Source organism: Pantoea sp. MT58, assembly GCF_014495885.1.
Classification (GTDB): domain Bacteria; phylum Pseudomonadota; class Gammaproteobacteria; order Enterobacterales; family Enterobacteriaceae; genus Pantoea; species Pantoea eucalypti.
Map to the genome: position 1 here is coordinate 1581510 of NZ_CP061083.1, position 13490 is coordinate 1594999.

Below are 13490 nucleotides of genomic sequence, written 5' to 3' on the forward strand. Positions count from 1 at the left end.
CAGGGCAAAGCCGTGCACCAGCACATGAGCGAAAGCTCATCAGATAAGAATCTTTTCAAAAAAATATTCAGATTTTTATGGGGAAAATGGTTTTATTCTTCCTGCGCAATGTTTCTGAAGCTTTGTTATAAAAGTCAAATTAACAGTCGGTTCGTATAGCACTGAAACCACTCTTTTAAATGGCAAGTAAAAAAAATGGACGTCATTATACCAATGAACTCACTCCGTAACTGCTGGCTAGAATCAATGATAATGCGCATGCGCTCATTGCCGTGAGAAGGCGTATTACTGCCAGCATTTTGTTAATGCCATATACAGCATTGCAACTGAAAGAAGTCTTACCCAGAAGGGAGGAACTGTTCATGTTGCCTGGAACGGTTATGAGATCGAAATTTCAGATGGCAGTCAGGTTAATGTTGCGCTGGAGAGTGATGAGGTTATCTATCCAGACGGCAGCACGGCGAGAATTGTTAGCAGCGCAGGTGAAGTCAGTAAAGTTCGTGGTCGAGGGTTGGCGCTGGTAGATAAGTGCCTCGATAACAGCGATAAGGTTACCACCACGCTGAGCAACGACGCGATCATTATTGGGCGTGAAGGAGAAACGATACCAGAGGATTTCCTGCCATCCCATGAGGTGGCGTAATGGGAAATCGTTCTGATTGTTATGGGCGATGAACAGCACTGGAGGGTGATAAACATCCAACACAAGTAGCACATCCTCATTATGTGCTGCTTCATTCCTGATCCCAGCTCCCTTAGAACATCCAGCCGAAGCAAGCCAACTATGATAAATCATTGCTCATAATCAATTGATATAAAAGATCGATAAATACATATTGATAGTTTTTGACGATTAAATGAGATAGATCGATCGGTCTTTTAATTACTTTAGCCGATCAATTTATAATTTACGATAGTCGAAAACTATCAATTTTTTTTTATCGATCGATTTAAACGATATGACGAACAATAAAAATAATTCAATTCTATCAATTGATTAGACGATAGGTCCTGAGCTGTGAGCAAGGGCGCTCGGATCGTGGGATATAAATCTGGCTAAATCTTTGAGGAATAAATGAAAGGACATAACTTTTTACCACTGGCGGTATCGCTGATGGTTCTTTCTGGCTGCCAACAGCTAAATGAAGGTGTGAGTAAGGTCAATGGGGCAATCAGTTCTTCATTGTCATCACTGAACAAAACGCTGGGTGTTTCAACTTCCGATCAGGACAGCGGCCCGGCTTCCCCGGTCGCTGGTCTTGGAGCTGTATGCAAAGACTATGAAGAAAACGCGATGGCGGCTGAAAAAAAATGGACAGGCAAAAGGATCGCTATCACAAATACCTCTGTTCTGGAGGTTACCAAGGGCAGAAGTGCCAGCGATATAATGACGGGAATGCCTAAAGCCGCTCACGCGAACTATTACCTGTTATTTAAAACATCTGATACCAACTACTGCGGTGGCATGGTCTGGATCAATTACTACTCAGGGCTTGATGATGCTGTTCTTACCTATAAGAGAGGCGAGAAAGTCAGCGTCGCCGGAACGGTTAACAAATTCGAGGTTCGCGGCTTCGCTACGGTCAACAACGCCGATATGCCAGTTCGTCTGCTTGTGTTGAGCAACGGTCTTATCAATAAATAATTCTTGGATAATACTATGTATAAATATTTAACTATTGCAGCTCTTGGTCTTTTATTATCAGGATGCGGTGAAAAAAGCGATTTTGAGAATGCGATAAACGCGAAAATTTCAAAATCGAAGTTGTGCTACTCACTTCAGGACAATGACTTTGCGTTCAATAAAGGTTTTCCGATTAAGGTCGACCATGGCTACCGTTCAGCAGGATATAGTGTCAGTGATGAAATCTTAAAAGGTCTGGCTAAGCAGGGGCTGTTGGATGTTTCACAGCAGTCTCAAGGCTTTAGTAGCGTTGACGTTTTGGAAGTCACAGACAAAGGCCAACAGGTTGAGTTCTGGGATCGCAAGGATGGTGCCTGTGTGGGACATCGTGCCGTTGATAAGATTACAGAATGGACTGAGTCGGGAAACGGTAATCAGAAAGTTGTTCGCGTCTCCTACACATGGAAATTAACTGATATTCCATCATGGGTGGACAAAAGCGCGTTCTCTGATGTGAAAGGAATGAGCGGATCTGCTGATGGTGCCATGAATCTTGTTAAAACCAGCAATGGCTGGAAAGCGATCTAAGGGGGCTATCATGGAAAACAAAACTATCCAGTGTCCGTATTGCCTGAAAGAAAGTCAGAGAGGCGTCCATGTCTGCACTGGCTGCATGGCAACTGTTTTATATGGAACCTACCCCGGCTGGTATGCTTTCGTGATTATATTATTGACCTTCGCCCTGTCGGTACTGATAGGAATGTCTACAGGAATAGCTGGAGCTACCATCAGCTTACCAATCATTGCGGCTGTTGGGTTTATAGCTGGTAAGGCATTATTCTCTGATAATGTTGTGTTCAGGCGAAGGATGTAATTTTTTCGATAACAAATAGGCCACGTCTTAGGATAAAAGACGTGGTTTAATTTTTTAAGGCGTGGGAATCCCAATGTTCTTTATCTCATGCTTTCTAGGTCTAAGATGTTTATCGATAGCATCCGCAATAGGTGTTAGTTGGAATGTGTATTTTGTTTTATAATCTCCACGCCATTCTTTATATATGGCACTCCTGATTCGACCGATAATTTCATAAAACTGATTGTCTTTTGAAAGGGTTAAATAGATTTCCTTTTCAATTCCATATAATTCATTTTTACTTGGTTCCTGATGTAAATTATATAATGATATACATAATGTTAGTTTTTTAATATAATTGGCATAGAATGCAGCGCCAACATCGTTGGTGCAAAAAAATACATTGTCCCCTTCATCAATAAATCTATTCACTTCTTCTATTATAAAAAGGTCGAAGAGTATGTTTTTAACTAATTCAACGCTATACCTTTCTTGTGGGTAGTGAAGTAGTTTTTTAAAGCGATCTTTGGGGTCACAATTTATACTTATGTTTAACATGCATAACAATAAATGAAAGTTTATTGATGATTTACTATTATGGTCTTGATAATGATTGATTAGACAAATTACTTTTTCTAACTTACTTTTATTTTTCAGGCTGGGAATGCTATTAATGTAATTGAAATGTTTCATAATCAACTGCTCATTGAACAATCGTTTATATTCGCTCAAAAGGGTTGATTTTAGGCAGTTGATTTCATTATCATTTGATAATATTTCGAACTTTGAGTCTTGTATGGATGAATTGTTGTTTACTGCCTGTTCAATTTCGGCAAAAACAGTTATTTTATCACCCGGTAGACAATTTACTATTTTTGAATATAAAGAGTATCTGCCAGAAACGTTCGAATCTAATAAAATCTTAGGGGACGGACCAGAATAGGTTGAAATGAATTTTTCTGTGGTTCCAAAAAAATCACGACCGTAAATCCATAGCTTGTTTTTCATTCCTTAGCCTCATGGTTATTGTTTCACTAAATGTATATCATTAGTATTCCTAATTTTCAACCGTATATGATTAATCCTTTTGGAATCTTCCAGTATAAAAATTTGTAATAGAATATCTATAATTATCGCCTAATGTCTAAAAAATCACCAAAGAACCGTCCTAAATAGCTATTAGGAAGATAAGTCAGTACTGCGGCGATGACCTAGCGGTTTCAGTTTTGGGGAGCTGTTTTTCCTTGTTTTTCCTTGTTTGTTCTGGCGACATGGGTGGAGATGGAGCCATGTTTAGATTGGTTTCCGGTTGTTTATTCATTGAACGACTTGGGAGACGGCTGATCTGATCAGCTGCTGGCTTATAGTCATCTTGATTAAACTTAGCTTGTTTTTCATAGTCAGTGCGTAGAACATGATGACCTAATACGTCATCAAAGATATAGTTTTCAGCAATACGTTTATCATGTTCTTCACTAATAATATCAATTTTAGTTTTGCTTGTTTTAACCCATATAAGTTTATCCCTGATAAAATTAATCAAAAGGGCTGTAAAGCGTTTAAAGATATTATCCTGACGCGAAATAACCTGTTTCCTTTTCACACGTTCAGGGCCGCTTCTGGTTGCCCTGTTTGGGTTTTGAGAGGAGGATTTTTTCAGAATAGTATTTGTACCAGAATCAGAAACACTGATTGATGGCTGAAAACCAGCAACAACTTTACTGCCTTTTGTTTTATCACGGTAAGATTTAAAACCACGCTGGCGAGTATGAGGTGCAGGAGCAACCAATACAGGTTTTTGCTCATCAGCATTGGAACTATTTGAACGTGTTTCAGGTATTATGATCTCTTCTGGTTCAGCAAGAGCAGCCACAGTGAAGCTTCTGACATCAACAACAATTTCAAGGTCAAGTTCACTGAATGTCTTACAGACTTCAACAGCTTCGTGTTTAGCAGCATCACGAACAGTCTGTTCTGCTGCTCTTTGTTCCTGAGCCGCCTTACTACTCCATTTGGAACTGTGGATACGTTTCATTGCAGGGCGGTTCGTTTCAGCGGCTTTAGCAAGCCATAGCGCTTTTTCTTCATTATCTAAAGCTACTGCTGCGTTTTCTAACGCTTCCTCGTGTTGGGCCAGAAGGGAACGATGATCAATACGTTCTGATGAACCTGCGGCAGCAAGATAGCTGTTAGCCATAGCTGACCATGATTCACGCCATAAAACAGACATTTTTCTGTCGTTCCAGCTTCTTTCCTTTTTACCAAAACCTTCTGGTCCTATAGTTTTTAATGTCAACATAACGTGAGCATGTGGGTTGTCGCTATCGAGATCATGGAAAGCGATATCGGCAATCATGCCTTTATCAACGAAATTTTTCTGGCAGTATTCAAGGACAAGCTTTTTCTTGTCATCATTGTTTAACTCGGCAGGAATGGCGACATCGAAATAACGGGATGTTTGACCGTTATTCTGACGCTCAACTCGTTCTACTTCTTTCCACAATGTTGTAGAGTCTTTTACTATGTGTGCAGGAGCATTAGCAGGTGCTAATATGAAATGCCCGTATAAATCATTACGGCGGCTATAATCATACGTATCACCTGTTCTTTCATCTGTGATTCTGCAACGAGCATGATAGGCAGCCTTAGCAACGGAAGATCTGCCCTCACTTCGTTTTACAATTTTAAAATCCAGATGAAAAATCGCCATAAAATGAAAATCCTCAATATAAACCTAAATATCAAACCAGAAGATAAATCGGAAATATAACTATGCTGGTTTTAGTTTTTCGTAAGAAAAACTTTGACGTTGACCTTGTTTCCGAAGGAAACGGTGTTAGCCTGCGGCAGGCAACCGTCGGTAGACCCCACACGCTCACGAAGTGAGTGTATAGGTGGGCATTGCGTTATTTTATAACGACAATGTAAAAAGTTTTTCTATACTTAAATAATAACTCTAGTTTTACGGAATGTGAAATTTACAGGGCTAGAACCGGATGAACGGCTGAGGTATTACACGAATCTTAATAATTATGGTTTTAGAGAGTGCCCGTAAGGGCGAAAGTAGTATTTTCTCTCCCGCCGTAAGGCGGGAAAGTGAAATTTAGATAAAAAAGTGAAAATAACAGATATTTTTCCGTGTTGCACAATTCACAGGTTAAGATCATGAGTCAGAGTTTAAAAACAACGGGTAAAATATTTTTCATTGTTCTGATAAAATAAGTAACGGGGAGAGTATCAGGTATTTAACTTTAGTAGTTGCTCTCGCCTGTGTTGCATAATTTTATTTTGAGCTTACTGATATCTCATTTTTTAAACCAAAACATCATTTTTCCGGGATAAATCCTATCATTAACAGAGATGAACCCTATTCCAGCAATATGGTTTTTTGGAACAATCATCTCGCGCTGCGTTATTTAATCTGGAATACAAAGCATTCAACCTTTTGCCTAAAGTTTGACCTTTTACTTTTTTAATTGTATTTCATGTTTTTAACAACTAAAAGGTGAAGTAATTATGAGTGATAATGATAAAAACAGAAAGCCAAGAACAGAAAAAACAATTAAGCAAAAAATAGCATCAGCGCAGATGCGTTTGAATCGTCTCAAGACCAAAGAGAAATATTTATCCAAGAGTGCTGAGACACGTTTGAAGATCATCCTTGGTGCTGAGGTAGCTAAAGCTATGGACTGTAAAGTAGATGAGGTGGACAAAGAGTTAATATTAGGACTTATACTACAATTATCGAATATTAGCATTGAAGATAAAGCAAGATTAAAATTACGAGGAAAAAGGTTTCTTGAGGATATGATTGGGAGGCAGGAGTGAAGTGTCTATAGGCGTGATAAACTTCTATATAACTTGATACTTTATCTTGACATGCATAACCTTATGATTTATTTAAATGGTATGTGTTTTATCTTATGTTGATGTTCCGAACGCCCCAACAAGCTGTGATCCGATCGATTCAGAGTGAATAGGATAGAAAATAAAAATGCTATTATCTATCTCTGACAGATAAGGCATCAGAAACTTGGTTTGTCCCTCTAATTATTTATGGAGGATTAAACTTATTTGTGATTGATGGTTGTGGATATATTTTTAATAAATATTCAAATATATTTGACAATCTACATTTAACATTATATTTAATAAGAGTTCCTTGAGAACACTCACTTCATTAAGTGTCTGATTGCCCCATATATGGGGAGTGGTTTACAGCCCAATGGGCTGATTGATTTGCCCCAAGTGTGGGGATATGTATTCTCTCTAATGGAGAGTTCCCTTTAAGGGAAAAGGAAAGGGCCGTAAGGCCCTTTTCCATTTATAAAATGTTATCATCCAACTTTTTTAATCAGTTCAGCTATTCTGTCTGCAGAAAATTGTGTTCTAAACTCGACTTTGACAGATTGACTTATTTGACTGAATAATGCCTGTGCATGTTTTATCTTACGTTCTTCTTCAAGTCTTAAACTATCCTTCCCATCTACATTTTTAGTTTCGATAATGAAGTTTAAATAATCACCTTTTGTTGTTTTGACAACATATGCAAAGTCAGGGGAGTACGTGTATCCACCTGCTACCGGGATCTTAATGGAGTTCTTCGGTATCTTTGTAAAAACAGCTACAGACTGAATCTCTCCATCTGTTATGTTGAGCCTTTCAAGCTCTGAGTCATAAAAGACTTCTTCAAAAAGATAAGAATTCAACGGTGGTTTTTTGTTGTCATTCAATATACCAAGATCACTTGATAATACCTCACTCACAGGCTCACCGTCTGCATTAGTGAACTTTGTAGGATGAATTGAACCTGAAATCACATTATATCCAAGGCTGAATTTGTTAAATGAATTGTTCAACAAATACTTGCTAAAACCAGACTTAATCTTTCTGATTGTTTGAATGTTCAGGTATTCAGTGATGTTGATAGTGTCTTTTATATCACAAAAAACCTTATGTAAGGTATCGTGTTTGGCAAAAATAGTTTGTGATAAGTTATCAAGAAATTCCCGATAGCTCATTGTGTTTAGTTTAGCAAAGTTATCATCGTCACCGACGATACTTTTCGACATTGCCGTATCATTATGAATATAAATTCTATCAATGCGAGTATGAACGCCTGATTTAGTAAATCTATCTGTTTCTTCAAGCATGAATGATTTGAAAATAGATAAAAATTCATGTTCACTGTTTATTTTATACTCAATCACTGCTTTTTGATTGATCAAATGCCATAGTTCTTTTAGCTCACTGAACTTACCAACACGCATTTTAGTGCGTCTTTTTCCATCAGTGGATTTTTTGATTTTGCTTGGTTTCACTCCTGTAGGGAATGCTGCCGGATATTTGGCTTTTAAGCGGCTATAGGCATCTGAATCTTTGAAGTTGTCATTATCATCAATGATCTCATCATCAAAAATATCATTCATGAGTGTTCTGGATGAAAGCTCAGGATACTGAGATAGGATTTTATCCTTAAGTTCTTGAGTAAACTTACTTGGAACTGTTTCTTTGAAAGAACTATCGTTAACCTCTTTGACAAGAGAATCGACAAAATCTTTTTCTGTAAAATCAACATAATAGTTGAGAGTAAAATTGCGGTCTTTCACACGACACATGTATTCATTCACCGGAAGACGTAATCCACGACCTACCTCTTGAAGTTTAGATGTGGTGCTACCGCTCGAACGGAGCTTACAAATCTGAAAGACATTTGGGTTATCCCACCCCTCACGCAACGTCCATTTAGAGAAAATGAAACGGCGAGGATTTTCTAAAGATAATAGAAGCTCTTTGTCATGAAGGATTTCGTTGATTTCCTGCTCAATTTTATCATCTTTATCACTGTTATCTTTTGAAAAATAACCACCATGAACAGAAGATATATCCTTAACAGTTTTTTCAAGGTAGTTTCTATAAAACTCATCTTTCTCTGTTTTTAACAGTTCATTAGCTTCTGCCAAAACGTATTCTTCGAACTTAGTTTTCAGGCTTCCGGCAATATGATTACCATCACGATAGCCTTCAATGTCATCAATGAAGAAAAGAGTAAGAGGCTTTATGCGTGGCCTTTGTGTCAGATACTCTTTTTCTAACTTAAAGTGTTCTTTGACAGCTTTACGCATCATGTTATCAGCAAGTGTCTGATCGTAAGAATAGGGGTTTATCGAGCTACCAATTTTTAGCTCAATACCATTACTCAACACTGCTGTATTCTTGTTTAAAGCATCAAGAGTTAAATCATGAATAGCATTATGCGTCTTAGATAGCGATTCACCTTTGGCTAACTTAAACGTTTTTTTATTGCTATTTTCATTCAGTTCAAATGTCGCTTCTTTTCCGTCAGATTTGACGAACTTGAGGTTGGCATTACCATCACCAACAATATCCTCAATGTATGCATCAATACCTTTAACAAGATCTTCATTGAATGCATCCACGGCTGTAAGACGATAAACTAAATTCTTATAGCCCTCACTAAAGGTTGCACCATAACGAACAATATATTGAGCGTTAAATTTTTCAATATTTTCCCATGTTTTTTTACCTGTAGGGAACTTATGAGGTTCATCAATGATAATGAATGGTTTAACCGCACTAAGAGCGGCAAATGGCGTATCAAACTGATTATCAAGCAAACCAACATCATAAGTGTCAGTTAAAGACTTTGAGTTAATCATCCCTGAGTTGATCACAAGAACGTGTATATATTTCTTATTGAAATTACTTGCTTCAACAAAATCATGGATAGCTTGAGGCATGTATGATTTTGTATTTTTACCAGAACTTTTCTGACTTTCAACAACGTAAGTCTTTAGTTCACGCTCGTAATCATCTCGAAAGTGTTCTTTTAAAGCATCACTTTTTAAAAAGTTAACGGTTCCGGCTTTGATCGATAGAGTCGGAACAATGATGATAAACTTGTTAATGCCAAATGATTTGTTCAGGTCAAAAATTGTTTTGGTGTAAGTATAAGTTTTACCTGTACCTGTCTCCATAGAAACATCAATTACGTTGCTTTTAGCATCGTAATTATCTTTTGAGTGCTCAATACCATTGAACTCCTGAACATTTTTTATGTTGTTGTAATATTGTTGTTCAGATAGATTCAGTTCTGGATTAGCTAACAAGCGAATAGCAACATGATCCGTCTGATGAGGTATGGCGGATACAAATACATTCATCACCGCATCAACGCCAGCCTTTTGATGAGGTAAATTCTTTTCGAATGTGAACCCTTTAGACATGATTAGTTCCTTACCACCAAATCTAAATCAATAGATTTTTTATTAGCATAACTTTTTAGTGCTTCATTGAGTTCCATCTGTTTCGCACTTTCGAAGTTGCTGCCAAAAAATACAACTTTGTTAGGGGCAAAGTCTTTGTCTGAATCCAGCTTTTGAAGTAAAGCTTTCAGTGCTTTGCTAGTGAAATTAGGCGCAATCAGATACAGACGACCATCGCACAAGTGCGCTTTGTAGCCATTAAGATCAATATCTTCAATTGGCGTTGTTAACAAGCTACCATCATATACACACCATGTAGTCAATAGGGTGTCATACTGTTCAGGTGTCAATACAGCATCGTCAAAGAAGCTAAGATTAGACAGCGTAAGTTCAGACTCATCTTTTGCTCGAAAATCAGTCATTAGTCGATATACTTTAAAACCTTGATTTCCGTTATTTTTAGAAGCTCTAATTAGCCGTTCTTTTGTTAAGTCAAAAATTGTTTTATAGCCATGCTTCAAAGCATCAGATTTGTCTTTTGTTGGCTCATCTAGTTGAACTGTAATAAACTTATACGATGTTTTATTTTTATGATTTAAATTAAATACTGTATGTGCTGTAGTTCCTGATCCAGCAAAGAAATCTAAAACAACACCTTCTCCATCACATGCAAAAGAGATTAAATCTTCTACTAGTTTTATTGTTTTAGCATTTGTAAATGGTTGAGTCATTTCAGGAAATAACTCTTTGAGTTCATTCGTTGCTGTACGCCCATCAAGATTAATAACAGAGCTTAATTTTTGTTTATAATCTTTAGCATAAACCTTTAACTCTATAATTTTGTTTTCATCATCACCAAAGATAATCTTTTCTTCTGATAGAAGTCGATCCATTGTCTCTGATGGAAAACGATATCCCATAAGAGGTTGTTTACATGGTTTTTTAGTTACTGGATGTAAAACATCATACCTGTACCCCTCTTTTCCGGGGTTGTGTACACTCTGGCTACCAGTATAGATACCATCTCTATCTATATATTTGTATCGGTCAAGAGGCCATAATTCAGATTTATGTTCACGATACCATTGGGTATATTTTTCCTTAAGTTCATTACCCGTATATCTTGATGTGAATTCTTCACCTATGTTGACAAGTAAATTCTTAACATCTGAAATGTTAGACTTCCACTCACTTTCAAGCTGCTCTTTGTTTTTTGTGTAAACAATAATATATTCATGCTCTACGGCTATGTTTGACGGATTATTATCAGTTGCATTTTTCCACACAATATCTCCAACATAATTTTGCTCACCAAAAATCTCATCACAAACAAGTTTTAATTGACTGAACTCATTATGATCGATAGAGATAAAAATAGTCCCATCTTCTTTCATTAGTTCACGAGCAATATAAAGACGAGGATAAATGAATGTCAGCCATGCACTGTGGCTACTTGAACCTTTGACAGTAAAATTGAGAATACGTGCTGCTTCATCAAGATCGACACCTGCCAGTTCAGAAAGCTGTTCTGGTGTAAACTTGCGATCATCATTATAGGCGAATCCATCCTTACCTGTATTGTATGGAGGATCAATGTAAATCATCTTCACCTTTTCAGCATAAGCATTAACCATATGCTTCAATACTTCGAGGTTATCCCCTTTGATTAACAGATTCTGACTGTTCTTGTTCTCTTCACGTTGGTTATGGTCTTTATCTTCGGCGAGCAACGTCTTCGGTGGTAAGTTAGCCAACAAACGGGCATAGGATTTGCCCAGCCAGTTTAAGCTGTACGATTCTTTGGAGAGTTCAACATCTGATGATTTGACGATCTCAAGCAGCTTTTCTTGAATGAACGCCCCGTTTTTATCAAAACACTGTGGGAAGTTAGCTTTTAAAACAGCAATCTGCTTACTGTTAGCAGTTTCAATTTCTGAAAAAATCGTTTCTTTTTGCATATCCATTTTAAACCTGGTTATTTATTGTTCGATTTAGTGGTGTTTTTGATTGAAGCTTCACTTAGACCTATGCGTAGTAGCTCTGCCGCTGCACCATCAATGCTTTTGAAGACTCGTGCTTCGTAAGGCTGTCTGGAGCTACTTAAGACTAATGGCTTACCTTCCCACTCTGAACCATCAAAAATCACGGTATACTCCCCTTTAGAGCCTTCTATTGTTGCTCTATCAAGTAGACCTGATTTGACTCTTTCCTTAGCCATCGAGCTAAGGATAAAATTTCCACCATTAAGACCTGATATCATGGTTATTCCTCGGTATTTAATACTGCTACGATATCAAATATTGCTGAAGAATCATAATAGAATGGTGTAGTAGCCATCAAGCAATGATGGCTATTCAAATATATTCAAAACAAAGAGTTACATGCTGCTATGTGATGAGTTATCAAGCGTTTAGCCTTGGATTTCAAACTCAAAACGATCACCTGTGGGCAAACTCAAATGGCCTGACCATATCATTGCTGTTAGCATCAAGGAAATCTGCCCACCACTGAAGCATCAGGCGTCGCTGGTCAAGGTGCTTGGCTTTATGGGTGTAAGCGGCACGAACGCTGTTGCTTTCCTTATGGCTCATTTGAAGCTCCACAGCGTCTTCTGACCATAGACCGGACTCAATTAAGGCACTACAGGCCAGCGTGCGAAAACCGTGTCCACAGATGTCCTGCTTCGTGTCATAGCCCATATTGCGAAGGGCTTTGTTGATGGTGTTTTCGCTCATGGGCTTAAACGAGTCATAACAGCCAGTAAAGATTAATCCATCATCATGACCTTCTTCATAAGTCAGTTGTCGGATCTCTTTCAGTATCCTCATGGCTTGCTTACAAAGGGGAACGAAGTGTTTACGCTTCATTTTTGCCCCACGAGTCGAATGTTTGACGTTTTCAATTGCTTCACGCTCTTCGGGTATCACCCATAACTTACTTTTGAAATCGATTTCAGACCAGCGAGCAAAGCGTAGTTCACTGGAACGAATGAAAATCATCAGATTGAGCTGAATAGCCAGTATGGTTAACCTGCGGCCTTTGTATCCGGCAATTTTTTTCAGTAGTTGAGGAATTTCTTCCAGCTCCAGTGCAGGGCGGTGTTCAGTCTGTGGTTTCTGAACAGCACCTTCCATATCATAGGCAGGGTTATGGCGTATGAGTTTCTGCTGAACAGCATGGCGGAGGATCGCCGTAATGTATTGTTGAATGCGCATGGCAACTTCAAGATAACCAAGTGCCTCAACTTTTTTCACCGGAACCAGCAGATCACCTGTATCCAGTTCGGCAACATCTTTGTCACCAATTGTCGGGAAGACATAGGTTTCAAGGCGCTTCCATACGGAGTCACCATAATCTTTTGACCATTTTGTTTTCGTGGAGAACCAAGCTTTAGCCACTACATCAAAGGTGCGTGTCTTATCACGCTTAGCCTTCAGTTCTTTAACCTCGGCCTGTTTCTTTGCATTAGGGTCAATGCCCTGAGCAAGAAGCCTTCTGGCCTCATCACGGCGTTGTCTTGCATCAGAAAGAGAGACAGCAGGGTAAACACCAATAGAGAAGAGTTTTTGCTTCCCTTCGAAGCGGTAAGCCATTTGCCAGTATTTGGAACCCTTCGGGGTAACGCGAAGGAACATACCAAAGCCATCAGTAAGCTTGTATTCCTTCTCAAGGGGTTTGGCATTTTTTGCTTTAATATCAGTCAGTGACATGAAAACACCCCCTCGATTGTTGGTAAAAGGGAAATCGAACCAGCATTACCAGCATTTTTACCATCAAAATGATATGG

General features: G+C 38.3%; 11 protein-coding genes. 4 read left to right on the forward strand and 7 right to left on the reverse strand.

The annotated features are described in order from the left end of the window. Nucleotides 1–394: 394 nt before the first annotated feature. The gene (locus tag IAI47_RS07495; protein WP_187961256.1) at nucleotides 395–706 is read right to left on the reverse strand and encodes a hypothetical protein; all 312 of its coding nucleotides are present in this window, start codon (nucleotides 704–706) and stop codon (nucleotides 395–397) included. A gap of 369 nt (nucleotides 707–1075) precedes the next feature. Here IAI47_RS07495 and IAI47_RS07500 point away from each other — a divergent pair, with 369 nt between their 5' ends. From IAI47_RS07500 to IAI47_RS07510, 3 genes are read left to right on the forward strand one after another with little or no spacing between them, the layout of a single operon-like run. Continuing rightward, complete coding sequence (locus tag IAI47_RS07500) at nucleotides 1076–1645, forward strand: hypothetical protein (protein WP_187961257.1); 570 nt, start codon at nucleotides 1076–1078, stop codon at nucleotides 1643–1645. Between the two features lie 15 nt (nucleotides 1646–1660). Continuing rightward, nucleotides 1661–2212 carry a DNA-directed RNA polymerase subunit beta gene (locus IAI47_RS07505; RefSeq protein WP_187961258.1) on the forward strand — a complete coding sequence of 184 codons (552 nt, stop codon included), beginning with the start codon at nucleotides 1661–1663 and terminating at the stop codon, nucleotides 2210–2212. A gap of 10 nt (nucleotides 2213–2222) precedes the next feature. Continuing rightward, a complete protein-coding gene (locus IAI47_RS07510) occupies nucleotides 2223–2498 on the forward strand; it encodes a hypothetical protein (protein WP_187961259.1) in 276 nt (91 codons plus the stop codon). Between the two features lie 54 nt (nucleotides 2499–2552). Here IAI47_RS07510 and IAI47_RS07515 read toward each other — a convergent pair whose 3' ends face one another. Together IAI47_RS07515 and mobQ are read right to left on the reverse strand one after the other, a co-directional pair. Further along, on the reverse strand, nucleotides 2553–3485 hold the full coding sequence (locus IAI47_RS07515) for a hypothetical protein (RefSeq protein ID WP_187961260.1): 933 nt from the start codon (nucleotides 3483–3485) through the stop codon (nucleotides 2553–2555). A 184-nt stretch (nucleotides 3486–3669) separates the two neighbouring features. Beyond that, a complete protein-coding gene (mobQ, locus tag IAI47_RS07520) occupies nucleotides 3670–5187 on the reverse strand; it encodes a MobQ family relaxase (protein WP_187961261.1) in 1518 nt (505 codons plus the stop codon). An 806-nt stretch (nucleotides 5188–5993) separates the two neighbouring features. Between mobQ and IAI47_RS07525 the strand changes: the two genes are divergently transcribed. Beyond that, complete coding sequence (locus IAI47_RS07525; protein WP_187961262.1) at nucleotides 5994–6305, forward strand: conjugal transfer protein TraD; 312 nt, start codon at nucleotides 5994–5996, stop codon at nucleotides 6303–6305. A 509-nt stretch (nucleotides 6306–6814) separates the two neighbouring features. Here IAI47_RS07525 and IAI47_RS07530 read toward each other — a convergent pair. The 4 genes from IAI47_RS07530 to IAI47_RS07545 all read right to left on the reverse strand — a co-directional run bounded on the left by IAI47_RS07530 (nucleotide 6815) and on the right by IAI47_RS07545 (nucleotide 13413). After that, nucleotides 6815–9724, reverse strand: coding sequence for a type III restriction-modification system endonuclease (locus IAI47_RS07530; RefSeq protein WP_187961263.1), 2910 nt, complete (start codon nucleotides 9722–9724; stop codon nucleotides 6815–6817). Between the two features lie 2 nt (nucleotides 9725–9726). Continuing rightward, a complete protein-coding gene (locus IAI47_RS07535; protein WP_187961264.1) occupies nucleotides 9727–11667 on the reverse strand; it encodes a site-specific DNA-methyltransferase in 1941 nt (646 codons plus the stop codon). Between the two features lie 11 nt (nucleotides 11668–11678). Then, complete coding sequence (locus IAI47_RS07540) at nucleotides 11679–11963, reverse strand: hypothetical protein (RefSeq protein WP_000623194.1); 285 nt, start codon at nucleotides 11961–11963, stop codon at nucleotides 11679–11681. 178 nt (nucleotides 11964–12141) lie between these two features. Continuing rightward, nucleotides 12142–13413, reverse strand: coding sequence for an integrase arm-type DNA-binding domain-containing protein (locus IAI47_RS07545; protein WP_187961265.1), 1272 nt, complete (start codon nucleotides 13411–13413; stop codon nucleotides 12142–12144). Nucleotides 13414–13490: the final 77 nt, after the last annotated feature.

Excerpts from the sequence above, each read along its gene's own strand:
- IAI47_RS07500 (WP_187961257.1), top strand. The coding sequence starts at position 1,076 with ATGAAAGGACATAACTTTTTACCACTGGCGGTATCGCTGATGGTTCTT.
- IAI47_RS07505 (WP_187961258.1), top strand. The coding sequence starts at position 1,661 with ATGTATAAATATTTAACTATTGCAGCTCTTGGTCTTTTATTATCAGGA.
- IAI47_RS07510 (WP_187961259.1), top strand. The coding sequence starts at position 2,223 with ATGGAAAACAAAACTATCCAGTGTCCGTATTGCCTGAAAGAAAGTCAG.
- IAI47_RS07515 (WP_187961260.1), bottom strand. The coding sequence starts at position 3,485 with ATGAAAAACAAGCTATGGATTTACGGTCGTGATTTTTTTGGAACCACA.
- mobQ (WP_187961261.1), bottom strand. The coding sequence starts at position 5,187 with ATGGCGATTTTTCATCTGGATTTTAAAATTGTAAAACGAAGTGAGGGC.
- IAI47_RS07525 (WP_187961262.1), top strand. The coding sequence starts at position 5,994 with ATGAGTGATAATGATAAAAACAGAAAGCCAAGAACAGAAAAAACAATT.
- IAI47_RS07530 (WP_187961263.1), bottom strand. The coding sequence starts at position 9,724 with ATGTCTAAAGGGTTCACATTCGAAAAGAATTTACCTCATCAAAAGGCT.
- IAI47_RS07535 (WP_187961264.1), bottom strand. The coding sequence starts at position 11,667 with ATGGATATGCAAAAAGAAACGATTTTTTCAGAAATTGAAACTGCTAAC.
- IAI47_RS07540 (WP_000623194.1), bottom strand. The coding sequence starts at position 11,963 with ATGATATCAGGTCTTAATGGTGGAAATTTTATCCTTAGCTCGATGGCT.
- IAI47_RS07545 (WP_187961265.1), bottom strand. The coding sequence starts at position 13,413 with ATGTCACTGACTGATATTAAAGCAAAAAATGCCAAACCCCTTGAGAAG.